The 26,991-nt window shown below is 50.3% G+C and carries 29 protein-coding genes, 1 tRNA gene and 1 pseudogene; 10 read left to right on the plus strand and 21 right to left on the minus strand.

The features are described from left to right. From AACR41_RS04185 to AACR41_RS04240, 13 genes and pseudogenes are all read right to left on the minus strand, one after another. Positions 1 to 381, minus strand: a 381-nt coding sequence (locus AACR41_RS04185) for a hypothetical protein (protein WP_045442230.1), incomplete at its 3' end; no start/stop codon positions are given. Between the two features lie 247 nt (positions 382 to 628). After that, entirely contained in the window at positions 629 to 778 is a 150-nt protein-coding gene (locus tag AACR41_RS04190; RefSeq protein WP_200870502.1) for a hypothetical protein, read from the minus strand. Positions 779 to 829: 51 nt separating this feature from the next. Beyond that, a complete protein-coding gene (locus AACR41_RS04195) occupies positions 830 to 1,207 on the minus strand; it encodes a HEPN domain-containing protein (RefSeq protein WP_030007601.1) in 378 nt (125 codons plus the stop codon). Next, positions 1,204 to 1,449, minus strand: a pseudogene (locus tag AACR41_RS16520) (nucleotidyltransferase domain-containing protein); the annotation flags it as partial. The gene AACR41_RS04195 and the pseudogene AACR41_RS16520, both read right to left, overlap by 4 nt. Before the next feature lie 177 nt (positions 1,450 to 1,626). Beyond that, positions 1,627 to 2,106, minus strand: a complete 480-nt coding sequence (gene panD / locus AACR41_RS04200) for an aspartate 1-decarboxylase (protein WP_045442233.1) — start codon at positions 2,104 to 2,106, stop codon at positions 1,627 to 1,629. Between the two features lie 125 nt (positions 2,107 to 2,231). Beyond that, positions 2,232 to 2,858 (minus strand): imidazole glycerol phosphate synthase subunit HisH, encoded by a 627-nt coding sequence (hisH, locus tag AACR41_RS04205; RefSeq protein WP_030007603.1) that lies wholly within the window; start codon positions 2,856 to 2,858, stop codon positions 2,232 to 2,234. 90 nt (positions 2,859 to 2,948) lie between these two features. After that, the gene (locus tag AACR41_RS04210; RefSeq protein WP_030007604.1) at positions 2,949 to 3,500 is read right to left on the minus strand and encodes a DUF4340 domain-containing protein; all 552 of its coding nucleotides are present in this window, start codon (positions 3,498 to 3,500) and stop codon (positions 2,949 to 2,951) included. Between the two features lie 8 nt (positions 3,501 to 3,508). Next, on the minus strand, positions 3,509 to 3,955 hold the full coding sequence (aroQ, locus tag AACR41_RS04215) for a type II 3-dehydroquinate dehydratase (RefSeq protein WP_030007605.1): 447 nt from the start codon (positions 3,953 to 3,955) through the stop codon (positions 3,509 to 3,511). Positions 3,956 to 4,013: 58 nt separating this feature from the next. After that, positions 4,014 to 4,157: a hypothetical protein gene (locus AACR41_RS04220; RefSeq protein WP_156785477.1), complete on the minus strand. Its 144-nt coding sequence runs from the start codon at positions 4,155 to 4,157 to the stop codon at positions 4,014 to 4,016. Positions 4,158 to 4,359: 202 nt separating this feature from the next. Then, the gene (locus tag AACR41_RS04225; RefSeq protein WP_030007606.1) at positions 4,360 to 5,607 is read right to left on the minus strand and encodes a competence/damage-inducible protein A; all 1,248 of its coding nucleotides are present in this window, start codon (positions 5,605 to 5,607) and stop codon (positions 4,360 to 4,362) included. A gap of 63 nt (positions 5,608 to 5,670) precedes the next feature. Then, positions 5,671 to 5,743: transfer RNA gene (locus tag AACR41_RS04230), tRNA-Thr, on the minus strand. A gap of 58 nt (positions 5,744 to 5,801) precedes the next feature. Beyond that, complete coding sequence (locus AACR41_RS04235; RefSeq protein ID WP_030007607.1) at positions 5,802 to 6,446, minus strand: response regulator transcription factor; 645 nt, start codon at positions 6,444 to 6,446, stop codon at positions 5,802 to 5,804. A 63-nt stretch (positions 6,447 to 6,509) separates the two neighbouring features. Further along, on the minus strand, positions 6,510 to 6,926 hold the full coding sequence (locus AACR41_RS04240; RefSeq protein WP_030007608.1) for a (2Fe-2S) ferredoxin domain-containing protein: 417 nt from the start codon (positions 6,924 to 6,926) through the stop codon (positions 6,510 to 6,512). A gap of 121 nt (positions 6,927 to 7,047) precedes the next feature. Between AACR41_RS04240 and AACR41_RS04245 the strand changes: the two genes are divergently transcribed. Then, the gene (locus AACR41_RS04245; protein WP_030007609.1) at positions 7,048 to 7,788 is read left to right on the plus strand and encodes a DUF561 domain-containing protein; all 741 of its coding nucleotides are present in this window, start codon (positions 7,048 to 7,050) and stop codon (positions 7,786 to 7,788) included. Between the two features lie 90 nt (positions 7,789 to 7,878). On the opposite strand, the gene AACR41_RS04250 is transcribed toward AACR41_RS04245, so the two are convergent. Beyond that, the gene (locus AACR41_RS04250) at positions 7,879 to 8,067 is read right to left on the minus strand and encodes a hypothetical protein (protein WP_030007610.1); all 189 of its coding nucleotides are present in this window, start codon (positions 8,065 to 8,067) and stop codon (positions 7,879 to 7,881) included. Between the two features lie 195 nt (positions 8,068 to 8,262). After that, on the minus strand, positions 8,263 to 8,421 hold the full coding sequence (locus AACR41_RS04255) for a hypothetical protein (RefSeq protein WP_161768746.1): 159 nt from the start codon (positions 8,419 to 8,421) through the stop codon (positions 8,263 to 8,265). Between AACR41_RS04255 and AACR41_RS04260 the strand changes: the two genes are divergently transcribed. The 4 genes from AACR41_RS04260 (at position 8,420) to argB (ending at position 11,523) form a co-directional block, all read left to right on the plus strand. Next, positions 8,420 to 9,646 carry a bifunctional sterol desaturase/short chain dehydrogenase gene (locus AACR41_RS04260; RefSeq protein WP_012308115.1) on the plus strand — a complete coding sequence of 409 codons (1,227 nt, stop codon included), beginning with the start codon at positions 8,420 to 8,422 and terminating at the stop codon, positions 9,644 to 9,646. The two genes, AACR41_RS04255 and AACR41_RS04260, sit on opposite strands and share 2 nt — an antisense overlap. Positions 9,647 to 9,649: 3 nt before the next feature. Beyond that, positions 9,650 to 9,859, plus strand: coding sequence for a lipopolysaccharide assembly protein LapA domain-containing protein (locus AACR41_RS04265; protein ID WP_030007611.1), 210 nt, complete (start codon positions 9,650 to 9,652; stop codon positions 9,857 to 9,859). A 56-nt stretch (positions 9,860 to 9,915) separates the two neighbouring features. After that, the gene (locus tag AACR41_RS04270; protein ID WP_012308113.1) at positions 9,916 to 10,476 is read left to right on the plus strand and encodes a shikimate kinase; all 561 of its coding nucleotides are present in this window, start codon (positions 9,916 to 9,918) and stop codon (positions 10,474 to 10,476) included. Positions 10,477 to 10,611: 135 nt separating this feature from the next. Continuing rightward, positions 10,612 to 11,523 (plus strand): acetylglutamate kinase, encoded by a 912-nt coding sequence (gene argB / locus AACR41_RS04275; RefSeq protein WP_030007612.1) that lies wholly within the window; start codon positions 10,612 to 10,614, stop codon positions 11,521 to 11,523. Here argB and AACR41_RS04280 read toward each other — a convergent pair. Beyond that, positions 11,520 to 12,701: an RtcB family protein gene (locus AACR41_RS04280; RefSeq protein WP_030007613.1), complete on the minus strand. Its 1,182-nt coding sequence runs from the start codon at positions 12,699 to 12,701 to the stop codon at positions 11,520 to 11,522. The genes argB and AACR41_RS04280 overlap by 4 nt on opposite strands. 193 nt (positions 12,702 to 12,894) lie before the next feature. On the opposite strand from AACR41_RS04280, the gene AACR41_RS04285 reads away from it, so the two are divergent. Continuing rightward, positions 12,895 to 14,436 carry a pentapeptide repeat-containing protein gene (locus AACR41_RS04285; RefSeq protein ID WP_030007614.1) on the plus strand — a complete coding sequence of 514 codons (1,542 nt, stop codon included), beginning with the start codon at positions 12,895 to 12,897 and terminating at the stop codon, positions 14,434 to 14,436. Here AACR41_RS04285 and AACR41_RS04290 read toward each other — a convergent pair. Then, entirely contained in the window at positions 14,414 to 18,064 is a 3,651-nt protein-coding gene (locus tag AACR41_RS04290) for a hydantoinase B/oxoprolinase family protein (RefSeq protein ID WP_045442236.1), read from the minus strand. The genes AACR41_RS04285 and AACR41_RS04290 overlap by 23 nt on opposite strands. Positions 18,065 to 18,193: 129 nt before the next feature. On the opposite strand from AACR41_RS04290, the gene AACR41_RS04295 reads away from it, so the two are divergent. After that, positions 18,194 to 18,394 carry a hypothetical protein gene (locus AACR41_RS04295; protein ID WP_072007991.1) on the plus strand — a complete coding sequence of 67 codons (201 nt, stop codon included), beginning with the start codon at positions 18,194 to 18,196 and terminating at the stop codon, positions 18,392 to 18,394. 80 nt (positions 18,395 to 18,474) lie between these two features. On the opposite strand, the gene AACR41_RS04300 is transcribed toward AACR41_RS04295, so the two are convergent. Then, positions 18,475 to 18,684 carry a ferredoxin-thioredoxin reductase variable chain gene (locus tag AACR41_RS04300; RefSeq protein WP_012308107.1) on the minus strand — a complete coding sequence of 70 codons (210 nt, stop codon included), beginning with the start codon at positions 18,682 to 18,684 and terminating at the stop codon, positions 18,475 to 18,477. A gap of 231 nt (positions 18,685 to 18,915) precedes the next feature. On the opposite strand from AACR41_RS04300, the gene AACR41_RS04305 reads away from it, so the two are divergent. Both AACR41_RS04305 and AACR41_RS04310 read left to right on the plus strand, forming a co-directional pair. After that, entirely contained in the window at positions 18,916 to 20,889 is a 1,974-nt protein-coding gene (locus AACR41_RS04305; RefSeq protein WP_030007616.1) for a flotillin family protein, read from the plus strand. Positions 20,890 to 20,994: 105 nt separating this feature from the next. Next, positions 20,995 to 22,194, plus strand: a complete 1,200-nt coding sequence (locus tag AACR41_RS04310) for an S-layer homology domain-containing protein (RefSeq protein ID WP_030007617.1) — start codon at positions 20,995 to 20,997, stop codon at positions 22,192 to 22,194. 66 nt (positions 22,195 to 22,260) lie between these two features. On the opposite strand, the gene AACR41_RS04315 is transcribed toward AACR41_RS04310, so the two are convergent. Both AACR41_RS04315 and AACR41_RS04320 read right to left on the minus strand, forming a co-directional pair. Then, a complete protein-coding gene (locus tag AACR41_RS04315) occupies positions 22,261 to 22,983 on the minus strand; it encodes a biliverdin-producing heme oxygenase (RefSeq protein ID WP_012308104.1) in 723 nt (240 codons plus the stop codon). A 493-nt stretch (positions 22,984 to 23,476) separates the two neighbouring features. After that, the gene (locus AACR41_RS04320; protein WP_030007618.1) at positions 23,477 to 24,568 is read right to left on the minus strand and encodes a Fe(3+) ABC transporter substrate-binding protein; all 1,092 of its coding nucleotides are present in this window, start codon (positions 24,566 to 24,568) and stop codon (positions 23,477 to 23,479) included. A 113-nt stretch (positions 24,569 to 24,681) separates the two neighbouring features. Here AACR41_RS04320 and dprA point away from each other — a divergent pair, with 113 nt between their 5' ends. Then, complete coding sequence (gene dprA / locus AACR41_RS04325) at positions 24,682 to 25,827, plus strand: DNA-processing protein DprA (protein ID WP_030007619.1); 1,146 nt, start codon at positions 24,682 to 24,684, stop codon at positions 25,825 to 25,827. On the opposite strand, the gene carA is transcribed toward dprA, so the two are convergent. Next, complete coding sequence (gene carA / locus AACR41_RS04330; RefSeq protein WP_030007620.1) at positions 25,824 to 26,966, minus strand: glutamine-hydrolyzing carbamoyl-phosphate synthase small subunit; 1,143 nt, start codon at positions 26,964 to 26,966, stop codon at positions 25,824 to 25,826. The two genes, dprA and carA, sit on opposite strands and share 4 nt — an antisense overlap. Positions 26,967 to 26,991: the final 25 nt, after the last annotated feature.

Genomic DNA, 26,991 nt, shown 5'->3' on the forward strand with positions numbered 1-26,991 from the left:
ACCAGTGACATTCAGAACGTCATTTGCTTCGTCACCAATGTTAGTCTCAACGGCAAGACCACCACTCTGATCACCAATATTAATTTGATCGTCGTCAACACCATCGCCGATGTTGATGCCGTCACCATCAGCGGGAACCGCTGGGTCTCCGTCGATCGAATCAGTCGCGCCAAAAAACTCCTCGAGGGGAGTCGCATCATCGCGACATCTTAAAACTCCTTCGGGAGCGGTGTCTTGAGTAATCAGGTTTCCAACAACGAAAGAATCACATGCTTGCGTTTGTGCCTGAACTTTTTCTACTGAAACCAGAAGACTAAGAGAAACAACGGGGATTAGAGAGAGTTTTGAATATTTTTCAACATTAGAAAAATAGGATTTCATTGAATTTTAAACCTCACACATGTTAATTAGCCGACAAAAAATCTTACTCAGAAAAAAAGTATTTCAATGATTGATTTTTTGTTTTGGTTGTCTGGATTGTATCAACATAATTTGGAAAAATCCATACTCAAATGATTACAAAAAATGATTTTTAGCAACAAATCCTATGGAATGTGCGTCTTTAAAGCCTTGTCGTAATACGAAAATACCAAAAGTCATAAAACCTTAAAGAAATATAAAGAAAAAATCAGAAAATTGATTGCATGATGTTGTTGTGGATAGAAGCACCGACCGATGTTGCAGTGGTAACAGCTAAATTCTCACCGATGGCACCCTGGGGATCGAGGCGTTGCTCAAAAAACGTCTGGCAGCGGTTTTGCTCGTCGGCTAGGATCACTTTTGCCGTATGACCTTTCGCTAAAACACTGGCGCGATCGCCGATTGACTCTTAAAGATGTTCAAGAATGGGAATCAGGCTGAGAAAATCTTCGGCTTGTTGCAGATAATCATTCACCTCTGGTTCTGAAAATTCGATGCTGGTGTTGTAATCGGCTTGCGATCGCGCTTTTTGGGCATCGATGAGATAACGATGATATTTGGGGTTGACGATCTGGGTTTTGGCAAAGTGTTTCCCAAAGGCGGCAATCACAGCAGAATGCTTCGAAAAGTTGAGTTCTTGGGATTCGAGGAAAGCAGAAGCAAGATAAAACATGCTGTAGTAGGCACGGGAAATGGCAAAATCATAGTAACCAAGCGCTTCTAGTTCCTTGGCAGCATCAAGGCTTTTTTTTGCTTTTTGGATGAGGCTAATTTGTTCTTTTTTCACAGGTTCACCCCTTCCTGGCGCACGTTGCGGGTAAAGGCATTATTCGTATTCTGCCAGGTCTCGAAGTTCATCAAAAAGCAACTAATGACAGTATCGTATTGGAGACACAGATCGGCGATAAATTGACTGTTTGCCTTGTTCTCTTGGTAAGAGTCAAATTTATTTTTGAGCAGTACTAAAATATCAATGTCAGAGTCGGGGGCAGCGTCGCCACGGGCTTGGGAACCAAAGAGAATTATATCAACGAGATTATCTTGATAGTTTTTTGGAAGTGGTCACGGAGTTGTTCAAGGATGCGAGAGAGGTTCGGGTTAGGGGAGGAGAGGGCTTGTTTCATGGCTTTGTTAGAGTTTGGAGAGCAAAAGAGTTTCGCTCGGTGCCGTGTGGTGCCCTTGCTCCATCTCCTAGGACAGTGTGAGCTAACAGCTTAACTCTTGGGGAAAGTATAAATGAGATGACTGGGCTTCGTGCACGGAGTTGGGCGTTGTCACCGATAAATTTTCGCCAATAGCACCTTGGGGATCAAGGCGTTGCTCAAAAAACGTCTGGCAGCGGTTTTGCTCATCGGCCAGGATCACTTTTGCCGTATGACCTTGCGCTAAAACATCAAGACGATCGCGTAATTCATAGGCTGCGACAATCAGGCGATCGCCTGGGGTACAGAGGTGAGCCGCCGCACCATTGAGACAAACCACCCCACTATCTCGCTCACCGGGTAAAACGTAGGTGGTCAGGCGGTTACCATTTTCGACATTCCAGATATTGACTTCTTCAAGGGGCAAAATTCCCACTTTCTCGATCAGGGCTTGGTCGATGGTGATACTGCCCACATAATCTAGCTCGGCCTGGGTCACCCGCAAATGGTGGAGTTTCGCGTGCATCAGTTTGATTTGGGCCATGGTAAAGGAGAACGGTAAAGGTAAAGAAAGTTGATTGGGAAGGGGGACATCCCTCTAAATCTCTCTTCGGAAGGGAGACTTTAATAAATCTCTAAATCATTTTTCTGCAGGAGACTTGAAGAATTTCATTGCTGCTTAACCCAGTGCACAAAATTTTCGAGGATTTTTAAGCCAATCGCTGAGGATTTTTCGGGGTGAAATTGCATCGCAACTAAATTATCTTTGGCGATCGCCGCTGTGACGGTTTGCTGGCCGTGGGTGACGGTGGCGGCATTTACTTCAGGAACTGTCGGGGCCACATAAAAAGAATGCACAAAATAAACGAAGGGATCTTTCGGTAAATCCTGCCAAATGGGATGATCCGGTTGGGTTAGTTGCAGTTGGTTCCAGCCCATGTGGGGAATGGTAATCTCTGGCTCTGGCTGAAATCGTTTCACGCTGCCGGGAATAATACCTAAACCTTTTTCTGTGCCTTCGGCGGAACTGTCAAATAAAATTTGCATCCCCAAACAAATGCCGAGGAAGGGTTTGCCACTGGCGATCGCCTGGTGAATCGAGGCTTCGAGGTGGCGATCACGGAGATGTTGCATCGCCGGATCAAAGGCTCCAACCCCCGGTAGAACTACCGCATCGGCCCCCAGGATTTGTTCCGGTTGATCCGTGATTGTGGGGCTGGCCCCTGCTTTTTCTAGGGCTTTGCAGGCGGAGTGGAGATTCCCCATGTCGTAGTCAACAACCGCAATATTCACCATCTTCTCATTGCCCGAACGTTCACGTTAGAAACCCTTAACATACACCACAAAAGGAATTTGATCCTAACAATTTCTTTAGAATGTTGACGCTTAACTTTCATCCACCCATTCCGAAAACTGTCGGGTTACAGCATGACGAAATTCCAGCGGTAAGACTAAAACAATATTTTCATCATTCAGGCGACCATAGATTTTGGTTTGGTCAAAATTTTCAGTGCCGAGGCTGAGTTGAGAGGGTTGAGTTGCCGCTGTTTGGAGCGTGACCACAGCTTTGGGTTCAAGGAGGCCATAATCGGCCAGTTCCTCAGAGGCCACAGAAAAACTAGCGTAACCCTGGGGTTCGATGAGTAAATTCAGCAAATAGGTGATCGCCCCTCGATTTGCCGGTTTTTCAACGGGACTGGTCAGCCACCATTGAGGGACAGGTGCAAAACGTTGTTCAAAGTTGAGGGTTTCCCCCTGAATTTCTAAAGACAAAGAACGGATCTCCGCTTCCTGAAAGGGAAAAAGCACCTCAGCATCTGCGGTAACGAAACCTGATTCTGAGGGTGTTAAGGTATTTTGTCGTTGCGTAACAGCCCAGGTGATTCCCCCAAGTCCTAAGGCGATCGCCAGCCAAATTCCTGTACTCCGCTGCACCATGGCGATTTTTATCTAGCGCGGATATGGTTTACCAAAGCCCGTAAACCGAGATAGTAACTTTCCGCCCCAAAGCCGCAGATTTGACCCACTGCAATGGGCGCGATATAGGAATGGTGACGGAAGGTTTCGCGCTGGTGAATATTGCTGAGATGCACCTCTACGGTGGGTAAATTTACCGCCGCTAAAGCATCCCTAAGGGCGACACTGGTGTGGGTGTAGGCCGCCGGATTAATCAAAATGCCAGAAAATTTACCGAGGGCGGCCTGGATCTGATCGACTAACGCGCCCTCATGGTTGGATTGAAAACAGTGCAGAGAAACACCAAGAATTTTTGCCTCCTTTTCGAGGCGGGTGTTGATGTCTTTGAGGGTTGTGGCGCCGTAGATTTCAGGCTCCCGTAAGCCCAACAAATTTAAATTGGGCCCGTGGAGCACAAGGATATTCAGGGTGGACAACGGTGGTGAACCTAACGCAGATTAACTAATAAGGTTAGCATCCCAACGTCCGAGGCCTTTAGTAGCGGCGACGTTGACGGTCGTGGACAGGGATCGGGATGAGTTCAGGCTCAGGTTCGGCCGCTGGCCCAAGGAGGGTTTCAATGACTTTGCCCGCCCACTCTCTGAGTTTTTCCAGTACTTTTTCGATATAGCCCATCAAAAAGACGACTCCTGTAAACTCGATGTACCACGCTCTAATTTATTCATCATAAATCTTGGCGTCTTTGGTACGTTGTTCTTATAGATATATTAAGAATAACACAAGCTTTTCGGGGGGCGATCGCCGAATCCTTAGTTAGGGCTTAGACTTTTTCCTCAGAAACCATAATATTTCGTAACAAAACTTTAAGATTTGTCGCTTTTTAAATTAAATATCGCCTGAGGCCATCGAGGGCATCACAGGCACTCAGGTAACGAATCAATTCCCGGTCTCGGTCTGTACCGTAGCGGTAGGTGTGGCTAAATACGTGATTTTGGGGATCGGCCCAGGCGATACAAACCAAGCCGATGGGTTTGGCGGAGTCATCACTCTTCGGGCCAGCAATGCCGGTAATGCCAATGCCCCAATCGCTACCGAGGGCTTGTTTGGCCCCCTGCGCCATTTGTTGGGCCACGGTTTCACTGACGGCTCCCTGGTTTTGCAGGTCGGCGGAATTCACGCCGAGAAGATTGATTTTTACCGCATTGGCATAAGCGGTAATGCCTCCTAAAAAGTAGTCGGAGCTGCCGGAAACGCTTGTAATTAGTGCGCCTAGGCCGCCGCCAGTGCAAGATTCGGCAACGGCTAGGGTTTCCTGGCGCGTCCGTAGTAAGTCGCCGATGACTAGGGGGAGACTGGCCCCATCGGAACCGAAATAATCCAATCCGGTGATCGCCTTAATTTCTGCAACCACCGGATCCATTAATTTTTTAGCTGCGGCAACGGATTCTGCCCGGGCTGCCACCCGTAACTTGACTTCTCCCTTGGAGGCATAGGGAGCTACGGTCGGGTTCGTCAACGCAAAAAGATGATTCACTTTAGCGGCTAGACTCGATTCACCAATGCCCCGGAAGCGCATCATTTCACTGTGAATCACAATCTGACCGTAGCCTTGGGCCTTGAGGTAGGGGACAGCAGTTTCTTGCCACATCCGCTTCATTTCCCCAGGGACGCCCGGAAAGGTAAAAATTGTTAGTCCCTCAATGGGTTGCCAAATCAGACCAGGGGCAGTTCCCGTCGGATTCGGGAGAATCTCCGCTCCCTCCGGCAAAAGGGCTTGTTTACGGTTGTTGGGGGTCATGATGCGCCCCCGTTGGGCAAATTTTGTGGTGATATCGGCGACAATCTCTGGTCGCTCGACGAGGGGCGTTTGGAAATAGGCGGCGATCGCCTCGGTGGTGAGATCGTCGGGGGTGGGGCCAAGGCCACCCGTAAAGACAATAATTTCTGTCCCCCGTTGCACGGCAATCTCTAGGAGGGAATGGATGCGAGCAATATTGTCTCCCACCACAGACTGAAAATAATGGCTGATGCCAAGCTTTGCGAACTCCTGGGCAAGGTACTGGCTATTGCTATTGACGATATCTCCCAAGAGAATCTCAGTGCCGACACAGATAATTTCCGCCGCCATGGTGCTCCTTCAGTAAAAGGCGATCGCCTTTCCTCATTTGTTTGGTAAACATTTAATTTTAGAAGCCCACAACAGGACTTGAACCTGCGACCGGCTGATTACAAATCAGCTGCTCTACCAACTGAGCTACGTGGGCATTGGTCTCTAAACCGTATGCAAGTATAGCAAAAGCGCACCGGAAATTGTCAAGCCTTTTACACCAATCGACTGTCCATGGCCCACCGCGCCAGTTCCGTGCGGTTATTTAAGCTGGTTTTGTTCAACATATTGGACACATGACTTTCGATGGTGCGCTGGCTTACATTGAGCTTTTCGGCAATTTCCCGATTAGAAAGTCCCTGGGCCACAAAGCTCACAACCTTAGTTTCCGTGGGGGTAAGCTCCACATGACTCGGCACCTGAAAGGCCATGGACGAGGTTGTCGCCCCAGAATGACTCAGGATACGCCGGGCCTGGTTTAACGACGATTCCACCTGGGCGACTAATTCTTCTGGTTCAAAAGGCTTCACAAGGTACACATCCGCCCCTTGGTTCAGGCCCTCGATGCGATCGCGGGTTTGCCCCTTTGCCGAGAGGAAAATTACCGGGATCCAGCTAATTTGCGAATTTTGACGGACATTTTGGATAAAGGTATAACCATCCATTTCTGGCATCATCACATCACAAATGATTAAGTCAGGGGTTGTCTCTTCGAGGATTTGCAAGCCTTCGACACCATTGGCCGCGGTCAACATGTCATAGCCGCGAAATTCGAGATAATCGCGCACTAACAAAATGAGATTGGGATCGTCGTCAATCAGGAGTAGAGTCGTACCTTGGGGATTAGGAAAATCGCTCATGGCAGGAATAGGGTCGCAAAGATCAGGGTTAGCCAAATCTTAGCAAAGGAATTTTGGCTGGGATTAGGGATTTGGGACGGGGTTTACTGGTGATGGTTCGGGTAGGGGATGGGCCATAAATACATAATCTTGGACGGGGCGATCGCCGATTAAATGCTCCTGAATAATCCGTTCAATGACCGCTGGTGTGGCACTGTGATACCAAATGCCATCGGGATAAACCACCAAAATCGGCCCCTGACTACAGACCCGGAGACAGTTCGCTTTCGTGCGAAAAATGTGGGGTGAAGCGTCACTAGGAGCATCTAATCCCAATTCTTTGAGGCGTTTTTTGAGATAATTCCAAGCGTCAATGCTGGCCTGCTTATCACAGCATTTGGGCTTCGTTTGATCAGCACAGATAAACACATGGCGATCAATTCGGTCGAGGCCAAGATTCTGCGCACAGACTTTCAAACTTGCATCGCATTGTTCTACCATTACCAAGATTCTCTAGGGGGACGCGAACAATTTTAGCGAGTCAGGCGATCCAGCGGCGAAGGAAGGAACATTGAAGGATACACTAGAGGGAAGCAAAAATTTTGAATAACTGTTTGATTCTATGGATCCCATGCTCAAAGATGCCTTTGCTCAACGTCGGGCATTAAAAGTCATTAGTGGTTTGAATAACTTTGATGCGACCAATGTTCTCGCTGTGGCCCGGGCAGCCGAAGCCGGTGGCGCAACATTCGTCGATATTGCCGCCGATGCAGATTTGATTCGTCAGGTGAAAGAAGTCATTTCTCTGCCTGTATGCGTGTCTGGGGTTGATGCTCAAGTTTTAGCTGATGCGGTTGAAGCGGGGGCTGATCTTGTGGAAATTGGAAACTTTGATGCATTCTACGCCCAGGGGATTCGCTTTGAGGCAGAAGAAGTGCTGGCAATCACTAAAGAAACCCGGGCTTTACTTCCCGATGTCACCCTGTCTGTGACTGTTCCCCATATTCTCGCCCTCGATGAGCAGGTTGCTCTTGCCGAACAACTCGTGGCAGCGGGTGCAGATATTATCCAAACAGAAGGGGGTACTTCCAGCCGTCCCACCAGCGCTGGAACCCTTGGTTTAATCGAAAAGGCGGCGCCCACCTTGGCTGCAGCCCATGCCATTTCCCGCGCGGTAGATGTCCCTGTGATGTGTGCGTCTGGGTTGTCTGATGTGACAGCTCCCATGGCGATCGCCGCTGGTGCTGCTGGGATTGGCGTCGGCTCTGCAATCAACAAACTCAACGATCCCCTGGCGATGGTGGCAACGGTGCGCCAATTAGTCGAGGCCCTCGATGGTGCTGTTGTGGGCGTAGAAGCTTAAAATTTCGTACCAACAGCTTCGGTTAAGGCCAAAATAAAACCCTCCATCGTGCATGGGGGGCTTTATGTTAGGAGTTTTATTGCTTGCTTCTCAGGACAATAACAAATGATGGAGACAGTTGTTCATCAAAAAGTACACAACCATCATGGCAGCGGCGGCGGCGGCAACTAAGGTTCCTGCCAACATCAGAGAAAACTCCTGTTGGTCAAATGCCTGTTGCATCAGGTGGAGTGACCACGCAACTAAGGCAACATCAAAGATGAGAATTGGAACCAGCATATTTTAATTTTTGTTAACTTGGCTCCATTCTAATACATTGTCTTGCAAATCAGCGGGAAAAATTCAGGGTGTCTTAAGATTTGCGGGGCTGCCTAAAGCCTTATTTTGTCGAAGCTTGCGGGGATCGCCATCAAAAACAACTTTAAAATCCACTGATTTTTATTTTTGTCAAGTACAAATTGGCAGACATCAAGTTTAGGGTGTGGTGGGGTTTAAGGCGATCGCCAAAGGGAGGGCTTGGGTTGTTAGCCTGGGAGGGTTGGGCAACGTCTGAAGTTCCCAAGAAAAAGAAACAATGCTACAACAATTGGGTAGCAAAAACTCTCGATAATTCTTTTGTAATTCTTTGGGCATGATCAGCAGTAGCCAACTTGTTCTCGGTAGTGGTCTGGTTTTTGGGTCTGTCTTTTGGGTGGAACTGGTGCGGGATTTGTACCATGTCCTTGCCCATGTTTGGGAACCAGTGGGCCGCCTCCATGGATGGCACCATCGGGTTTTCCGGCGGGATCTAACGCCAGTCAACGCGGAAATTTACCGAAAAGCCCATTGGTACAATGATGTGCCAGAGGCGCTGGTGATGCTCAGTTTTGGGCTACTGCTTTGGGGGCTATTGGTTGCGCTGGCAGTGCCGACGGCTTGGCTGGGATTGGCGGGCTGCTTGTATACGCTCTCGTTTTTGGGGGCGGCGATCGCTAGGGGTTTGGGTTTACCCTACGTGGATGAACTGACGGATCTGACCCACCGTCCCGGAGACTTTACCGAGTTACCAGGGGATTGGTTTGTGAATCGCCCCTACCACTGGCGACACCATTTTGATAACCAGGAGGCCTATTATTGTGGCACCTTTACCCTCGTGGATAAACTAATGGGCACGGCACTTTCTCTCAAAGGTAAACGAATCGCTGTAACGGGCGCTTCGGGGACCCTGGGCCATGCTCTCCTCACGGAACTACACCAGGCTGGAGCCAAGGCGATCGCCCTCACTTCGAGCCAAGAAACGATTTCCCTGACAATTAAGAATCAAGAAATCCCCCTGCAAACGGTGCCTTGGCAGATCGGCGCAGAAGCAGATTTATTAGAAACCTTAAAAAAAGTTGACATTCTTGTCCTTAACCACGGGATCAATGTCCATGGCGATCGCACCCCCGCAGCAATCCACAAATCCTACGCGATCAATACCTTTTCCCAGCAGCGTTTAATTGAGCTGTTCCTTAGCACTGTGGAAACCAACCAAGACCGGGTACGCAAAGAAATTTGGGTAAACACCTCCGAAGCGGAAGTCAGTCCCGCCGTCAGTCCTCTCTATGAACTGAGTAAGCGGGCCTTAGGCGATCTCGTTACTTTACAGCGGTTGGATTCTCCCATCGTGATCCGCAAGCTAATTTTAGGGCCATTCAAAAGTGCCTTAAATCCCGTGGGCGTGATGTCAGCCCGCTGGGTCGCGAAGGGGATCGTCGGTGGGGCTAGGCGAGATTTTCGCAACATTATTGTCACCATCAACCCCTTCACCTATCTGTTGTTTCCCATCAAGGAATTTTTTGTGGCAAGCTATTTCAAGCTGTTTAGTCGCGGAGCATAACCCATGCAGACCCTAGGCCGCTTGATCGCCATGTCTCTCCTTGCTGCTGTGATAGTGGTGGTGGCGGTGGTGTCAATCCAGAATATTGAACTGGTGTCGATCCGCTTTCTTCTGTGGCAATCGGTGCGTTTACCCTTCGGCATCTTACTCGCCATTGGGGTCGGCCTGGGTCTGATTTTGGGCAGTTTAATTCCCCTCGGCTCTCGTCGTTAGGGCAGTGGGAAAAAACCCTTTATGATAGTTGTCTGTCGGTTTGGACTCGCTAATCCATGGATGATTTGCTCAAAGGTTTAAATATTTATCTCATCGGCATGATGGGCACGGGGAAAAGCACCCTCGCAGAAATTATTGCGGAGTTGATGAATTACCGCAGTTTGGATTCGGACAGCATCATTGAAACCCTGGCAAAGCAGTCGATCAGTGAGATTTTTGCCGAGATGGGAGAGGCGGAATTTCGCAAACTCGAAACCCAAGTCCTCAAGCAAATCGCGGTACAAACCCGGACGGTGGTGGCGACGGGGGGCGGTATTGTGGTGTCCCAGGCCAATTGGTATTATCTGCGCCAGGGTTTGACCATTTGGCTGGATGTGCCAGTGCCAATCTTGGTAGAACGGCTGCGGAGTGATACGTCGCGCCCCCTTTTGCAAAATGTTGATCTTGAGCGCAAATTAACGCAACTACTCCAACAGCGGCGATCGCGTTATGCGGAGGCAGATTTACATATCCAAATTCCCGGCAATCGTCCCCCCCGGGCCGTGGCAGAGGACATCATCGCCCAAATTCCTTCGGTGCTGCGAAAACCGCCAGAATTTATTGGCGATCGCCCTTGAATTAAGACCCAAACCTAAAAATTCGTTAAAAATGCTAATCGGGAACAAATGGGGCGATCGCCGATCCCGTACAATACCGACCCATGTCGAGCCGCCTCACCGCGCTCAGTCCATCCTTAGAAACGACAACAATTCATGGAAAGCGAATACATCAGAGAAGCCGAAGCCACCCGCGTCCGCATCCTTAGTGAAGCCTTGCCCTACATGCAACAATTTGCAGGGCGTACCATTGTGGTGAAATATGGTGGCGCAGCGATGAAAGACAGCACCCTCAAGGATAAAGTCATTCGCGACATTGTCTTTCTCTCCTGTATCGGTATGCGGCCGATTGTTGTCCATGGCGGTGGCCCAGAGATTAATACCTGGCTGGCCAAACTAAACATCGAACCTCAATTTAAAGATGGCCTGCGAGTTACCGATGCCGACACCATGGATGTGGTGGAAATGGTGCTTGTGGGTCGGGTTAACAAAGAAATTGTTTCCTTAATCAACCAAGAAGGCGGCGCTGCCGTGGGCCTCTGTGGCAAAGATGGCAATATGATCCAAGCCCGCCATGTCGGGAAAGAAGGGGTTGGTTTTGTCGGGGAAGTGACCACCATTGATACCAAATTGATTCAATCCCTCGTGGAAAATGGCTATGTACCCGTCATTTCCAGTGTGGCCGCCGATGAAACAGGTCAAGCCCACAATATCAATGCCGATACCGTCGCCGGGGAATTAGCCGCCGCCCTAAGTGCCGAAAAACTGATCCTACTCACCGATACCCCTGGTATTTTGGAGGATTACCATAATCCCGCAACCCTAATTCCCCGCTTGAATCTGCAGCAGGCGCGGGAGTTAATTGATCAAGGTGTTGTGTCCGGGGGGATGATTCCCAAGGTGACCTGTTGTGTGCGATCGCTGGCCCAAGGCGTTAAAGCAGCCCACATTATCGACGGACGGATCCCCCATGCTCTGTTGCTCGAAATCTTTACCAACGATGGCATTGGCTCGATGATCGTCGCGTCGGACTACCTCAGTCAGTTTCCGATGTCGCCTTTTCACTAGCCCTTGATGCAAAGCACTTGTTTCAGGGTGGCGACCACTTCCACCAAATCTGCCTGTTGCGCCATCACCTGCTCAATGGGTTTGTAGGCGGCGGGAATTTCGTCGATGATGCCGGTATCTTTGCGACATTCAACCCCAGCCGTTTGAGCCACTAAGTCATCTAAGGTAAAGGTTTTTTTGGCTTTGGCCCGCGACATTAAACGTCCCGCACCGTGACTACAGGAACAATAGCTCATCACGTTGCCTTTACCCTTAACGATGTAGGATTTTGCGCCCATGGAACCGGGAATAATACCGTAGTCCTCCTGGCGTGCCCGCACTGCCCCTTTACGGGTGACGTAAATCTCTTCGTCGAAATGGGTTTCTTGTTCGGCATAGTTGTGATGGCAATTCACAAACATTAGGGCTTTTGTTGGTTTGCCACCAGCGAGATGTTTTTCGATGACCTTTTTAAACCGCGCCAGCATCACATCGCGATTGAAATGAGCATAATTTTGAGCCCATTGGAGATCGCGCCAATAGGCTTCAAATTCCGGCGTACCTTTCACGAAATAAGCGAGATCGGGATCTGGTACTTTAGTTTCCGCGAGTTTCAGAAGATCCTTGGCGGTGCCAATGTGACACTGGGCAAGTTTGTTGCCAATATGCCGCGAACCGGAATGGAGCATTAACCACACATTATTTTCTTCATCCAAGCACACCTCAATGAAATGATTGCCGCCACCGAGGGAACCCATTTGCTTCAGGGCTTTGCTTTCGAGGTTTTTCACGCCCCGATGGAGATCTTTAAAGTTTTGCCAGCCGCCCCAATTACTCACCGTTTTATCAACGTCTTTATTTTCTTCAAAACCAACGGGAATAATGGCTTCGAGGTCTTTGCGGATTTGCTTAAGTTTGCCGTCGAGGCGATCGCCTTTAAAGGGCAATTTGAGGGCGGCCATCCCACAGCCAATATCGACCCCCACCGCCGCAGGAATGATGGCATCTTTTGTGGCAATGACAGAACCCACCAAGGCTCCTTTCCCCAGGTGAACGTCGGGCATCAGGGAAACGTGTTTAAACACAAACGGCAGCGAGGCCACATTTTTCGCCATTTGCAGTTCCTGGGAGGCTAAATCATGGCCAGCCCAAGAATAAACGGGTTTTTCGGTTTGGATCGGTAGGGGTTGGTGGGGCATCGGGGGCTACGGAACAGCAGTAAAAATGAAGTGATTCAAAAAAGATTGGGTTATTTGTCACTCTTCTAGATCATAACGATTGCGTATCCAAGCATAAATATTTTTAACGTTTAGTTGATAAATCACGGCACCCTTGCGACGGGTTAAAAGGTGGGTACTAGGATAGAAAATCATCGGTCGCAGCAGGGCACTTATGAATTATTACGAGATTTTGGGGATTCAGATTACGGCCAACCAACGGGAAATTAAAACGGCCTACCGACGCAAGGCGATCGCCCTCCACCCAGACACCCTGACGATCAATACCCCCGCCGACCAACGGAAACAAGCGGAGGAAGACTTTAAGGAACTCAATCAGATTTACGAAATTTTGTCTAATCCAGAACAGCGACAAAAATATAACCAAGACCTCCAAGGCACTGAAAAAGCAGATCGATTGCAAAAAATTCGAGAACTCCGGGATCAACAAAATTTCCAGGCGGCGATCGCCCAGGCCCAGAGTCTCTACGGGCAATTTCCCACCGATACCCAATGCGCCGATCTCTACGGTGAAGTTTTAATGCTCTACAGCCGCCAGTTGCTCGACAACAATCCGGTGGCGATCGCCCCAGAAATTAAAACCTATCTGGAATTAGCCCTATCGGTGGTGCACTCACCCCGTATCAAACAGCAGATCCAACAACTTCTTGCTCACTTTGAAAAAACAGCCAAACAAAAAAAGACTACCCAACATTCACCCGATAGTGAAGCGCCCCAGGAGTCATCTAACCTGATCAGCACCAAGCGCGCGATCCAACTCCTCAAAGCCGGGGAAGCTGGCATCAAAGCCTGGAACCAATTCCGGGAATATGAAACCTATTTACCCGACCTCGCCGGTGCTGATTTGAGCGGCATGGATCTCAGTCAGACCAATTTGCAGGGGGTGAATTTACGAGGGGCCGACCTGAGTCAGGCGAACCTAGGAGGCACAAATTTAAGCCAGGCCCAACTGATGCAAGCGAATTTAACGGGCATCAATGGCGAGTTGGCTAACTTTAGCCAAGCAGATCTCACGGAAGCGAACTTAACGGATAGCTGTCTAGTGAACGCTGATTTCAACCAAGCCAATTTAACCGCTGCAACTTTGAATCAAGCCAATGCCCACCGCGCCAATTTCCAGGGGGCAAATCTCCAGAATGTGCACTGGTGCGGGGGCAATCTGGGAGAAACCAACTGTCTCCAGGCGAGCTTTGCAGGGGCGATCCTCAACCAAACCAACGGCAAAAAAGGCAACTTTACAGCAACAACCTTTACTAACAGTCAATGGGAAGGGGCAGTGTTGGTAGATGCGGACTTTTCCCAGGGGAATCTGGAGCGAATGGAGTTGGCCAATGCCAATTTGTCGAACGTTAAATTTATCGGCGCGCGGCTCTGCGGCACAAACCTCAATGGCAGTGCCACCCAAGGCAGCAAGAAATATCCCTATTACCAGGGCAGCATTGATTTTTCTGGGGCGGATTTGTCCTGTGCCACCTGCATCGAAACGGTTTTTCCCAAGTCAAATTTCGGCAATACCCGCCTGCAAAATACCAATTTTGACCAGGCAGATCTCAGTGGCAGCAATTTCCAGGATGCGGTGCTCCACAACACCAGCTTTCTGGGGAGTAACCTACGCGAAACCGATCTCAGTGGCACAAAGTTTTATTTTGCCTACGTGAACGATCAGACGAAAATTACCGGGGCGAAGGGCATTTAACCAGGGGAACCGTAGCCACCCCCCCAGGGGTCTGGATTTCTAGGCGATCGCCTTTTTCCATCGCCACTTCAACGGTACTGGGCAATATTGTTTCAGTGCCATCGCTGCGGATCACTTTGTTTTCCCCACAAGCGCCCGGTAAGCCCCCCTCTAGCCCAAAGGGTTCTACTAATCGCCGACTGGACAAGATCGCGGCGGTCATTGGTTCCCGAAATTGCAAACGACGGATCACGCCATTGCCACCATGAAATTCTCCTGGGCCACCACTATTTTTACGGATGGAAAATTCTTCTAGGAGCACCGGGAAACGCCATTCCAAGACCTCTGGATCCGTCAGGCGAGAATTGGTCATGTGGGTTTGCACCGCATCCGTCCCGTGAAAATTTGGGCCAGCACCGGAGCCGCCGCAGATGGTTTCGTAATATTGATACTGGGCATTCCCAAAGGTGAAGTTGTTCATTGTTCCCTGGGAAGCCGCCATCACCCCCAAAGCACCACACAAACAATCGGTAATATTTTGGGATACCTCCACATTGCCTGCCACCACTGCTGCTGGATATTGGGGGTTGAGCAGACAGCCTGGAGGAATAATGACTTTGATGGGCTTGAGGCAACCATAATTTAGCGGGATATCGTCCTGTACTAGGCTCCGAAAAACGTACAACACCGCCGCTTGGGTTACGGCTTTCGGGGCGTTAAAATTCGTCTTCGATTGGGGGGCAGTGCCGGTAAAATCCACCGTGGCCGTTTGCTGCTCGTGATTAATTTGGATGCTGACCTGGAGGCGATCGCCATTATCGAGATTGACAGTAAATTCCCCATCCCGGAGTCGTTTAAGTTGTTGTTTTACCGCTTGCTCGGCGTTATCTTGCACATGCTGCATATAGGCCAAAACCATCCCTTGACCGTAATGGTGTACCAGCCGTTGCAGTTCCTGGAGTCCTTTTTCATTGGCGGCAATTTGCGCCTGGAGATCCGCTAGATTTTGCGTTAGATTGCGCACAGGATAGGCCGCTTCGGTAAACAATTGCGCCACGGTTTCCGTTTGGAATGCTCCCTGTTTCACAAGACAGACATTGTCAATGAGAATTCCTTCTTCCTGGATCTGGGTGCTTTGGGGCGGCATTGATCCCGGTGTAATCCCCCCTAAATCGGCATGGTGGCCACGAGACGCAACGAAAAATAAGGGTTTAGCTGTGGCATTTTTTCCTTGTCCTGGGGCGAAAACAGGCGTGATCACCGTCACGTCCGGTAAATGGGTGCCGCCATTGTAGGGATTATTCGACATATAGACATCTCCAGGTTGGAGGTGCGCCCCGTGGGCCTGGATCAAGCTATAAACGCTCTCACTCATGGAGCCGAGGTGGACAGGAATGTGGGGAGCATTGGCGACAAGGTGACCCTGGGGGTCGAAAATAGCGCAGGAAAAATCGAGCCGTTCTTTGATATTGACCGAGTAACTGGTGTTTTGCAGGGTGACCCCCATCTGTTCGGCGATCGCCCGGAAGAGATTATTAAAAATTTCGAGGGTGACAGGATCCGGTTGACTGAAATCTGATTCTACGGGGGCGATCGCCTGGGATATGTCTCTTACTTTTTCGAGAATCAAGTGATTGTATTCATTTAAGCGGCCTTGCCAACCGAGTTCGATCACGTTTGTGCCAGTTTTTTCAATGATCAGGGCTGGACTGGGAATGACATCACCGGGCTGGAGGACGGCGCGGTCATAGATGGGGGTTTGCTGCCATTGACCACCGCTATACATCGCAACGGTTTCCATCGGTTTTACAGGGCCAGCAGTGCGTTGGGGATGGGGCGTTTCCGTCGCGGCTTGGGTTTCGCAAATGAACTCCAGGCTAATGGATTCGACGATCAACGCCTTATCGGGCAGAGTAAACCCATAGCGTTGTTGGTGGAGGGCGGAAAACTCTGCCACCATGGTTTTTTGATCAGCGAAGGTGACAATTAACGTCGAGTCAGTGCCCTGGTATTTCAGATGGGCTTTTCGTTCCTCAAAAATTTCCGCTTCGCTTGGGGGATGTTGCTGACTAAGTTCTGCGATCGCCTGGTGCTTAAGTTGCTGGAATTCTGCTTCTAGTTCAGGGAAAAGATCCGCTTCTAAGACCTTTTCAATGGCTTTTTCCTTTAAGATGCGAATTTCGGCCAAACCAATGCCATAGGCGGACAACACCCCCGCAAAGGGATGGATCACAATAGTTTTAATCCCCAGGGTGTCGGCGATCATACAGGCGTGTTGTCCCCCAGCCCCACCGAAACAGCAGAGGGCATAGTCACTCACATCGTGGCCCCGTTGCAGGGAAATTTGCTTGATTGCGTTGCTCATATTCTCCACGGCGATCGCCAAAAAACCAGCGGCAATTTCGGCGGGCTCTTGCGCTAAAGTTTCAGCGAGGGCTTGGAACTTTTCTGTAACAATGGCGCGATCTAGGGGAGCTTTACCGTCTGAGCCAAAAACCTGCGGAAAGAACTCCGGCTGAATTTTCCCCAGGAGCACATTGCAGTCCGTGACCGTCAGTGGCCCCCCTTTGCCGTAACAGGCTGGCCCCGGATGCGCCCCGGCAGATTCTGGCCCGACCCGAAACCGTGCGCCGTCGTATTGCACCAGGGAACCGCCCCCCGCCGCGACGGTGTGAATCGCCATCATCGGTGTTTTCAAGCGTACCCCAGCAATTTCCGTTTCAAAGCTGCGTTCATAGCTGCCGTCGTAGTGGGCAACATCGGTGGAGGTGCCCCCCATGTCAAAGGTGACAATTTTCTCAAAGCCGGCGATCGCACAGGTTTTTACCGCGCCGACAATGCCCCCCGCTGGCCCAGAGAGAATGCTGTCTTTTCCTTGGAATTGACTAGCCTCTGCTAAACCCCCATTGGACTGCATAAACATCAGTTTTGGCCCCTGGCCCTCGGCTTGGAGATAACCCGCCACCTGATCCACATAGCGGCGCAAAATTGGCGATAAATAACCATCTACCATCGTCGTATCGCCCCGACTAACCAGCTTCATCAACGGGCTCACTGCATGGGATAGGGAAATTTGCGTAAAACCGATTTCCTGGGCGATCGCCCCAATTTGTCGTTCGTGGTCAGGGTAACGGTAGCCATGCATTAACACCACGCCACAACTGCGAATCCCGGCATCAAAAGCGTTTTGTAAATCCTGCCGCACTTGACCAAGATCCAATGGCTGCAAAATATTGCCTTGGGCATCGACTCGTTCCACCGCCTCGATCACCTGTTCATAGAGCATCTCCGGCAGCTTGATCTCTAGGGCAAAAATATCCGGGCGATGTTGATAACCAATACGCAACGCATCCCGAAAGCCCTGGGTGATCACGAGAACTAGGCGATCGCCTTTGCGTTCCAGGAGAGCATTGGTCGCCACCGTCGTCCCCATTTTGATCACTTCAATATTTTCAGTGGGGATCGATTGATCCGGACTGAGACCCAATAAATCCCGGATACCCTGCACCGGCGCATCGGGGTAACATTCTGGATTTTCTGACAGCAACTTATGGGTAACTAGCCCGCCATCGGGGCGTTTTGCGACGATATCCGTAAAGGTGCCACCTCGATCAATCCAAAATTGCCAGCGAGAAGAAGTTGTCACCATAATCCTCTGGGTTCCAAGGTTTGCGTGGTCTTGAATGTTTTATTAGAGTCTATTTGTTTTGCGTTCTGTGGTGTCACCAGAGAGAAATTTGGTGTTCAATGGAGCAGGCTCTTTATTTTCTTCTGTGCCATGACAACTGATACCACAACTCTTTTGTGCCAATATTGTGCGGGTCAAGGTTTTATTATCGAGCGCGATTGTGGTGGCCAAGCCCAATACGAAATGACCTGTCCCCTGTGTGGCGGCACTGGAGAACTTACCCCAGAGGCAGACATTGACCCTACAGACCAAAGTGAATCCAAAAACTTAAGGACACTAGGTCAGTCCTAATGTCCCATCGAGAGCACCCTCAAAAAAATAATTCGTTGGGTTAATTTATAGCTGGGCCGGCGATCGCCCCTGACTGAATTTTAGATGACTTCGATTTCCTCTTCCCGGAGGTGGGCCGCATATTTCGGGTCGAACCGGACTTTGATTGGTAACGTTGCGGTGATCGGGCGGCCGATAATCGTTTCGATGGTCCCTTCCATACCTTTTAGATCAAAGGCTTTTTTCCGGTTTTGGGGGTGGTTGTACACAATGACAGATGCCGTAACACGGATGCGATCGCCAACGTTCATAAACCTTTCTTGTCCTCTCTCGTACAAATATCTCTAAAGCTCTCTGGAGAGCAAACAGTTTTTCCATTGTACATAGCCATGGGCTCCCTACCGCACTGTTTTTTTGGAACTGGCGATCGCAAAAAGCCCATTCATCGGACAGATGTAAATATTGTTGCGTGAATCGCTTGATTCCCAGGGGACACGGGCAAAATAAAAACAGAATGCCCGTTACCAAAGGATGCGTGCCCCATGAAGTTTTGGTTTACCCTGCTCCAATCTCTGCCTGAACTGAGCATCATGGATGTAGAGTTACTCGATTCCGAAATCGACACCCAGGCACTGCGGCTTGATCCGCATCCCACCTCCCCGGCCTCGGCCACCCTGACCCCCGCCCAACTCCCCGTTAGTGGCGCGTTGATCTTTCCAGGCATTATCGTCACCCTGATTGTGCTCTTTTTGATGAGCATTTGGGCCTACACCAGGGTCTATGTCATTACCCCCAACAACGAAGCCTTTGTCCGTACCGGGGGCGTCATTCGCAAAAAGAAAACGGTCATTCTCAACGGAGGCTGCATTGTTCTACCGGGGTTCCACGAGTTAACTCGCGTACCGCTGCGGGAAATTTCCATCGATGTCGAACGTACTGGAAATCTCGCTGTCCGCACCCAGGATTACCTGCGGGCAAATATGCGGGTCACATTTTACGTTTGTATCAACGCCAATGAAGAAGATGTTTTAGTCGCTGCCGCCCGGTTATCCAAGCAGGGGCGCATTTCCGAAGCAGATATCAAAGAAGCCCTGGAGAAACGAGCCGATGACGCAATTCGGGCCGCCGCTAAACGCAAAAGCATTGCCGAAATTGATTCTGACAAACTGGGATTTGCTGACGAGGTTTTGAATCTAATTCAGCAGGATCTCAAGAAAGTAGGTTTGACCCTCAACAATATTGCCATTTCTGAAATCGAAGAAAGCGACACCTACGATGAAAATAATTTCTTCGATGCCCAAGGCGTCCGCCTCCGCACGGAAACAATCCAAAAATCCATTAAACAAAAACTCGATGTTGAGCTAACGGTGCTGAAGGAAAAGCGAGAGCTAGAACTCAACACCAAGGTAGAAATCGAAGAACAGGAACTCGCCGCCGAACAAAAATCCCTGAAGCTGGCTAAGGCGAAGGAAGAAGCCAAGCTCAATCAAGCGAAGGAAATTGAATTCCTCAAGGCACAACAGGCCCAGGAAATTCAGGCATCCCAGGATCAAGAATTAGCCAAGATTGAACGCAATCGCATTCTTCAGGAAAAGGCCGTCGAAGAGGAGAAAATTCAACAGAAACTTTCGATTCAGCAAAATCAAATTGCCGCCGATATTTCCCTCGAGCAGCAAAATAAAGCCCTCAAAATTGCCATGGCGGAGGCAGAAGAGGAAGCCAAAATCGCCCAACAACAGGCGGCGATCGCCATTGCCAATAAAGAAAAAGAACGCCTCGCCGCCGAGGCCGAACGCACCCGGGCCGAAGAAGCTGTGGCCACCTCCAAGGCCGTCGAACAGGCCAACCGGGAACAACGCCTGGCGATCATTGATGCTGAAAAAGAAGCCGATCAAAAACGCATCGCCGACCAAAACGTGGTGGAAATTGATGTGTTCCGGCGGCGACGTCAAGCAGAAATTGCCCGTCAAGCGGCGGAACTAGAGGCCGAATCGATCCGCACCCTGGCCGATGCCAACCGCTACCAAGCCCTCGCTGAAGCCCAGGGGAAACAGGCTCTAATCGAAGCAGAAAATGCCCTGAGCAATGCCAACCGCACTGCTGAATTAATGAAGCTCTTTTTGCCGACCCTCGCCGATCAACTGCCAGATATTATGAAATCCCTCGCTCCCCAACCCGGTGTCCTGGGCGATGCGAAAGTATTTGCCTTTCCGGGCAGCAATGGCGACGGGACGGGACTGGGGGAAATTAATAAATTGCTGCTCTCGACCAGCGGTTTGTCGTTGGTCAATGGTCTTTTAGACGACGGGAAATTGGGGACGCTGTTGGCCCAGGTGAAAGGCCTGTTGCAGGATAACGATGCAGATACTAGCAATAATGAAGTGTTGCAAAATATGGAAGCTCTCCTGGCCGAGTTAAAGGAGAAAAAGACGGTGACAACATCCCCCGAAACCCCACCGCCACCCACTACTTTTGTCCCGCGGCCCAAGGAGGCAAAAGATTCTGAAGGGGCATAATTTTTTCAGGGATTCTTAAACTCGATTTTCCAAAAAGGCGATCGCCAACCGAGCGAGGGAATACGCTAGGATCACAAACGATGTGAAGTTAGCGGCAAACCAGGCGTGCAGTACAGTTGGCAGAAATTTGGACTTTTGAGTGGATTATTGGTTCTCTTAGGGAGCTGTGCCCAGTTGGGCAATTTGGAAGAGAGCCTAGCCCCCGATCCAGACCTTATAGAACAACAGGAACAAGGGGCTGATAGCAGCTCGTCTTTACCGACTGATTTTCCGGCAGAAATTCCCCTCTACCCGGAGGCCACCCTCATTCAAACAGAAGACAAGACCACCGTTTGGGCGATCGCCGATAATGTCCAGAGTCTCGAAGCCTTTTACCGTAAAGCTTTTAGTGAAACTCCCTGGGAAATTGTCGCGTCCCCCGCTACCGCGACGGATAATCTCTTAGAAATTGTCGCCCGCACCAGCGACCTAGAAGTAACCCTGTCTTTGTCAGAAGCCACTTCTCCCACAGCGAATAACTCTGACCAAGCCGTTGTAGGCACCACCTTCGTCCTCAGTTACCGAACTTTAAGTACCACCGGGACTAACGATCCAGTACCGACCGATAACGCAAATGCGGAACTTCCTACCCAGGTACAAGATCTCGTTGACCTCCAGGTTTTTACCGCTGCGGATTTTCAGGCCGATACGGTGATCACCAGACGCCAATTTGCCCGCTGGCTCTTCAAGGCCCACAACGCGATCTATGGCGATCGCCAAAACCAACAAATTCGTCGCGCCCCTGCCAGCAGTAAACCCATCTTCACCGATGTGCCGGCCAGCGACCCCGACTTTCCGTTCATTCAAGGGTTGGCCGAAGCCGGAATTATTCCCTCAAGCCTCACCAACGACACCATTACCACCTTTCGCCCCGATGCCCCCCTCACCCGGGAAAGCCTGATCGCCTGGAAAGTGCCCCTTGACCGTCGCCAGGCTCTGCCCCAAACCAGCCTCGATAATATCGCCGAAACCTGGGGCTTTCAGGATGCCGCCAAAATTGACACCAGAGCCCTCCAAGCCCTCTACGTGGACTTTCAAAACGGTGACCAAGCCAATGTGCGGCGGGTATTTGGCTATACCACCCTCTTCCAACCCCAAAAAACGGTCACTCAACAGGAAGCGGCGATCGCCCTGTGGTATTTCGGCTACCAAGGCGAGGGTCTATCCGCCGCCACTGCCCGCAGCGATCGCCAAACCTCGAACCAAAACCAAAGTAACCAAACCACTGATACAGAGACCAATTCTCCCGCTTCCCAAAACCCATAGCTAAAAAAATTCCCCAATCACAACCGCGACTGAGGAATTCATTGTTTGAGGTTTAGACGAAACTTGTTAGTTGCTCGCCGGAGATAGATCAGCGTCGGTGCTGCCCTTGGTGCGGCGACGGGTCAAGGTATTGAAAAGCATTACACCAATGGCCTTAACGAGGTTTCCTTCTAGCTCCTTGAACATATTCATGTTCATGCCAAAAGCATCATTGGCTTCCTGGACAATCTGCTCTGCTGTTTCTTCCGGCACATCCAAGCTGTTCATTGCCGCCCGGTACTTGTCTTTAAAGGCCTTTTCATCAGAGATATTCTCAAACTCATAGAAGGCCGTCCCTTCGCCGTCGAGGTTCATCGCATTTTGGGCAATTTTCTTGAGGATTTGTCCCCCAGAGAGATCGCCCAGGTAGCGGGTGTAGGAATGGCTGACTAATAGTTCCGGTGCAGTCTGGGCCACTTCATGGATGCGATCCACATAAGCTTGACCAGCGGGAGTAATTTTCGCTTCGGCTTGCCAATTGGGGCCAAAATAATAGCGTAGATCCGTTTCGAGACTTTGTTTACGGTTTAACTCAGGGAAATAAATTTGGGAGACGACGGGATGATCCTTGAGGCGCTCCATCTCCTCTTCCATCGCTGAGTAAACATAGTAAAGGTCTGCCACAAGCTTCCGGTAGGATTTTTTCTCCACGACTCCCTTCAGGAAGCATTTCACGAAGCCAACGTTTTCCGCCATCGTGTGGGAAGTTTTCGTTCCCTCTCTCAACATTGTTGCTAGGTTAGCGACCATAGAAATAAGTCCCTTGTTCTTACTGAAAATGAATAGATATTAAAAGGTTTGTTAAAGAAAGTTAACAAAATTAAAAGACTGCTCAGTTTCGTAGGTTAACTGGTTTTACGGGTTTATGCTATTAAGTTTTTTTACGGGAAAATCGACGTGTTTTTTGTCAGACTTGCGCGGGCTTGGCGTTGGGATAAGAAGGGCTTTTGGGCGGCTCGGCCCTGGAGATTGGGGGCAATTTTCGCCGGGGATAGCTAATGTTTGTGACCCTGAATAATCTGCTGAGGAACTGATTCGGTTTTGGTTTCCTTTCGGTGGCGATCGCCATCAAATCTTCGCCTCATTGCGGTTATGGGAAAAAGTCAATCTCCTGAAAAATAACAGAAATGAACGGGCCTCGATGGAGCCTCTTGCAAAAAAAATCTTCCCCCAAAGGTCTTGAAGGAAGATCATTGCTATGTACATCAATAAGAGGAAAAACAAATGGTGCAGGGGGCCGGATCTATTTCCAACCAGCGCGATCCATCAACATGACGGCTTCGGCATTTTGCTCACCAAAACTTTCGAGGGGTAGATCCGAAGCTGTCCAGTCGCCAAACTGGGCCACCACGTCATTGGGGGCAACGGTATCCACCACGGGATATTCATTATTATTGTTGGCGAAAATTTCCTGGGCTTCTGGGGTCACCATAAACTCCAAAAATTCTTGGGCTGCTTCGACGTTCGGTGCATTGGCGATAATGCCAGCCCCACTGATGTTGATGTGGGTGCCACCTTCGCCTTCGTTTTGGTTCGGGAAAAATGCCCCAATATTTGCCACGATTTCTTGATCTTGGGGATCTTCAGAGGCACGCAGACGGGCGACATAGTAACTATTGACCAGGGCGACATCACAAACCCCAGAAGCGACAGCTTGAATTTGGGCGGTATCGTTCCCTTCCGGCTCGCGGGCGAAGTTCGCCACTAAACCTTGTACCCATTCTTCGGTGGCTTCAGCGCCTTTTTCGACAATTTTCGCAGCCACGAGGGACTGGTTATAGGTGTTGCTGGAGCTGCGGACACAAACCCGGCCTTCCCATTTCGGATCAGCAAGGTCTTCGTAGGTGGACAGTTCAGCCGGATCAACGGTTTCGGTATTGTATACGATAATCCGTGCCCGTTTTGTCAGACCAAACCAAGTGTTGTCGCTACTGCGCAGGTTTTCGGGAATGGCACTGGTCAGCACTTCGGACTCTGTGGGTTGCAGTAAACCATCCTGTTGGGCGCGCCAAAGTCTGGCCACGTCTACTGTGATCAGGACATCGGCGGGACTATTTTCGCCCTCGGTTCTGATCCGTTCTAGGAGTTCGTCGTCACTGCCTTCGATGAGATTCACTTCAATGCCGGTAGCTTCGGAAAATGCTTCGTATAATTCTGCGTCGCTGTCGTAGTGCCGCGAAGAGTAAAGGTTAATTTCGCCGGTTGCTTCGCTGGAGGGAGCATCAGGATCAGTGGTTGTATCGGTGGCACCATTGTTATTGGTAGCTGGGGTACAACCGGTGGCGATCGCCAAGCCAAGAAAAAGTCCGCAGAGGGACAGGGAACGGGATTTCATAAAGCGTTGTAATCGAGAGATGATGTTATGTTTTCCAAGGTAATGGTGATTTTAGCAGCTACTGCAACTTCTTCTCAATACATTTTTATTTTTTAATTAAATTAGTCATCAAGATGGAACAGCATTACTGGGTGGCCTGGTCACAAATCAAGGGGGTCGGCCCAAGTCGCCTCAAAAAAATTTGGCACTGTTTCGGCTCCATGGAACGAGCTTGGCAGGCTTCTGGCCAGGAACTGGGGGCAGTGGATGGTTTAGGGGATAAGTTGATTCGCCTAATTTTAGCTGGGCGATCGCCCCTTGATCCAGAGCGTATTTACCGTGAGCACCTTGAGAAAAATCCGCAATTTTGGACGCCAGCGGATCCAGAGTACCCAAAGTTATTGTTAGAAATTCCCAGTCCGCCACCGTTGCTCTATTACCAAGGCCAAGTCAAGCTGTTAGAAAATCAAGGCCAAATTCCGGCGATCGCCATGGTGGGCACCCGGCATCCTTCGGAGCATGGTAAACGTTGGACAGCGCGCATTAGCCAGGCCCTTGCCCAGGTGGGCTTTTCGATTGTGTCGGGTATGGCCCAAGGCGTTGATGGTGTTGCCCACAGTGCCTGCCTCAAAACGGGGGGACGCACCATTGCCGTCCTAGGAACTGGCATTGATCAAATCTATCCCGCGAGCCACCGCAATTTGTACAACGAAATCCTGGCCCAGGGCTTAATTTTGAGTGAATATCCGGCGGGGACGCGACCAGACCGGAGCCATTTTCCCGCCCGAAACCGCATTATTGCCGGGTTAACCAGGGCGACCCTGGTGATGGAAGCCCCCAGCCGTTCTGGTTCCCTCATTACGGCCCATTACGCGATGGATTTTAACCGTGAGGTTTATGCCCTGCCCAATTCCCCCGAACAGCAAGCGGCCACGGGGTGTTTGGACTTGATTCGGCGGGGAGCGGGCATGATTTTAGGGGAGACACAACTGATCGAGGAGTTGGGTGGATTGCCCCAGTTGGATGCAGCTTCCCCCCAGCTTAGTTTGTCATTCCCAGAGCCACTGGTTGAGCCGACCCCACAGCCCAGCACAGATTTTCGGCAAATTTCCCCAGACTTACTTCCCCTTTGGCAGGCGATCGCCCCTGAACCCACGGCCTTTGATTTGATTGTTGTCCAGTCTGGCATGGGGGCAGATCAGGTTTCGGCGACCCTATTGCAATGGGAACTCGAAGGATTCATTACCCAACTGCCAGGGATGCGGTACCGTCGCCTTTAGGTATTTTTGTGGGCTTTCATAGAACGCACAAATTTTTCAAAGAGGTAGTCGGCATCGTGGGGGCCGGGGCTCGCTTCAGGGTGATACTGCACCGAGAAGAAAGGCAATGTTTTATGTTCTAAGCCGGCAACGGTGCGGTCGTTGAGGTTGAGGTGGGTAATGGCGACATCTTCGGCGAGGGAGGCTTCGGCGATCGCAAACCCATGGTTTTGGCTGGTAATTTCAATTTGCTTTTGCTTGAGACCAGCGGGTTGGTTGAGACCCCGGTGGCCAAATTTGAGTTTAAAGGTTTCGGCCCCCAATGAAAGCCCCAGAATTTGGTGTCCCATGCAAATGCCGAAGGTGGGTTTTTCAGCTTTAAGAATATCTTTAACCGTGGCGATGCCTTCGGTGACGGCGGCTGGATCCCCAGGGCCATTGGAAAGAAAAATGCCATCGGGATTATAGGCAAGGATTTTTTCGGCGGGGGTGTCGGCAGGAACAACGATCACCCGGCAGCCATAACTCGCCAAACGGCGCAGAATATTGCGTTTCACACCAAAGTCAATGGCAACGACGGTAAGTTCCTGGGCTTCGGTTGCGCTACTGCTAAATTCCCAATGGCGATCGGTAATTTCAGTCCATTCGTAAACGCTAGCGGTGGTGACATCCTTGACGAGGTTTTGGCCTTCCATGGAGGGGACGTCTTGGAGTTGGCGGAGAAGTTCTTCGGGGTCGAGGATTTCTGTAGAGATCGCGCCATTCATCGCCCCAGATACCCGCAGGCGACGGGTTAGATCCCGCGTATCAATGCCATAGATGCCCACAACTTGGTGCTCTTTGAGATAATCGGGTAGGGCCTGGGTAGAACGCCAATTACTCGGTCGGGGAGCAATATTCCGGGCGATCGCCCCTTTTACTTGGGGCCGGCTGGATTCTTCATCCTCAGGAGTTACGCCAGTATTGCCCAGCTCCGGATAGGTAAAAGTCACAATCTGACCACGATAACTGGGATCGGTGAGGACTTCTTGGTAGCCCGTCATGCCTGTATTAAAAACGACTTCCCCAAAGGTGGTACCTGTCGCGCCAAATGACCGTCCGTGGTAAGTGGTGCCATCGGCTAAAACAAGGAGGGCGGGTTTTGCTTTCACAAGAGACATGGGCGGATTGACCTTTGATATATGC

Source organism: Picosynechococcus sp. NKBG042902 (assembly GCF_963864045.1).
GTDB lineage: Bacteria > Cyanobacteriota > Cyanobacteriia > Cyanobacteriales > MRBY01 > MRBY01.

Excerpts from the sequence above, each read along its gene's own strand:
- AACR41_RS04240 (WP_030007608.1), bottom strand. The coding sequence starts at position 6,926 with ATGGTAGAACAATGCGATGCAAGTTTGAAAGTCTGTGCGCAGAATCTT.
- panD (WP_045442233.1), bottom strand. The coding sequence starts at position 2,106 with ATGGCCCAAATCAAACTGATGCACGCGAAACTCCACCATTTGCGGGTG.
- hisH (WP_030007603.1), bottom strand. The coding sequence starts at position 2,858 with ATGGTGAATATTGCGGTTGTTGACTACGACATGGGGAATCTCCACTCC.
- AACR41_RS04265 (WP_030007611.1), top strand. The coding sequence starts at position 9,650 with ATGCAGACCCTAGGCCGCTTGATCGCCATGTCTCTCCTTGCTGCTGTG.
- AACR41_RS04295 (WP_072007991.1), top strand. The coding sequence starts at position 18,194 with ATGACAACTGATACCACAACTCTTTTGTGCCAATATTGTGCGGGTCAA.
- dprA (WP_030007619.1), top strand. The coding sequence starts at position 24,682 with ATGGAACAGCATTACTGGGTGGCCTGGTCACAAATCAAGGGGGTCGGC.
- AACR41_RS04280 (WP_030007613.1), bottom strand. The coding sequence starts at position 12,701 with ATGCCCCACCAACCCCTACCGATCCAAACCGAAAAACCCGTTTATTCT.
- argB (WP_030007612.1), top strand. The coding sequence starts at position 10,612 with ATGGAAAGCGAATACATCAGAGAAGCCGAAGCCACCCGCGTCCGCATC.
- AACR41_RS04320 (WP_030007618.1), bottom strand. The coding sequence starts at position 24,568 with ATGAAATCCCGTTCCCTGTCCCTCTGCGGACTTTTTCTTGGCTTGGCG.
- AACR41_RS04235 (WP_030007607.1), bottom strand. The coding sequence starts at position 6,446 with ATGAGCGATTTTCCTAATCCCCAAGGTACGACTCTACTCCTGATTGAC.
- AACR41_RS04315 (WP_012308104.1), bottom strand. The coding sequence starts at position 22,983 with ATGGTCGCTAACCTAGCAACAATGTTGAGAGAGGGAACGAAAACTTCC.
- AACR41_RS04290 (WP_045442236.1), bottom strand. The coding sequence starts at position 18,064 with ATGGTGACAACTTCTTCTCGCTGGCAATTTTGGATTGATCGAGGTGGC.
- AACR41_RS04300 (WP_012308107.1), bottom strand. The coding sequence starts at position 18,684 with ATGAACGTTGGCGATCGCATCCGTGTTACGGCATCTGTCATTGTGTAC.
- AACR41_RS04260 (WP_012308115.1), top strand. The coding sequence starts at position 8,420 with ATGATCAGCAGTAGCCAACTTGTTCTCGGTAGTGGTCTGGTTTTTGGG.
- AACR41_RS04250 (WP_030007610.1), bottom strand. The coding sequence starts at position 8,067 with ATGCTGGTTCCAATTCTCATCTTTGATGTTGCCTTAGTTGCGTGGTCA.
- carA (WP_030007620.1), bottom strand. The coding sequence starts at position 26,966 with ATGTCTCTTGTGAAAGCAAAACCCGCCCTCCTTGTTTTAGCCGATGGC.
- AACR41_RS04245 (WP_030007609.1), top strand. The coding sequence starts at position 7,048 with ATGGATCCCATGCTCAAAGATGCCTTTGCTCAACGTCGGGCATTAAAA.
- AACR41_RS04225 (WP_030007606.1), bottom strand. The coding sequence starts at position 5,607 with ATGGCGGCGGAAATTATCTGTGTCGGCACTGAGATTCTCTTGGGAGAT.
- AACR41_RS04210 (WP_030007604.1), bottom strand. The coding sequence starts at position 3,500 with ATGGTGCAGCGGAGTACAGGAATTTGGCTGGCGATCGCCTTAGGACTT.
- AACR41_RS04255 (WP_161768746.1), bottom strand. The coding sequence starts at position 8,421 with ATGCCCAAAGAATTACAAAAGAATTATCGAGAGTTTTTGCTACCCAAT.
- AACR41_RS04285 (WP_030007614.1), top strand. The coding sequence starts at position 12,895 with ATGAATTATTACGAGATTTTGGGGATTCAGATTACGGCCAACCAACGG.
- AACR41_RS04305 (WP_030007616.1), top strand. The coding sequence starts at position 18,916 with ATGAAGTTTTGGTTTACCCTGCTCCAATCTCTGCCTGAACTGAGCATC.
- AACR41_RS04270 (WP_012308113.1), top strand. The coding sequence starts at position 9,916 with ATGGATGATTTGCTCAAAGGTTTAAATATTTATCTCATCGGCATGATG.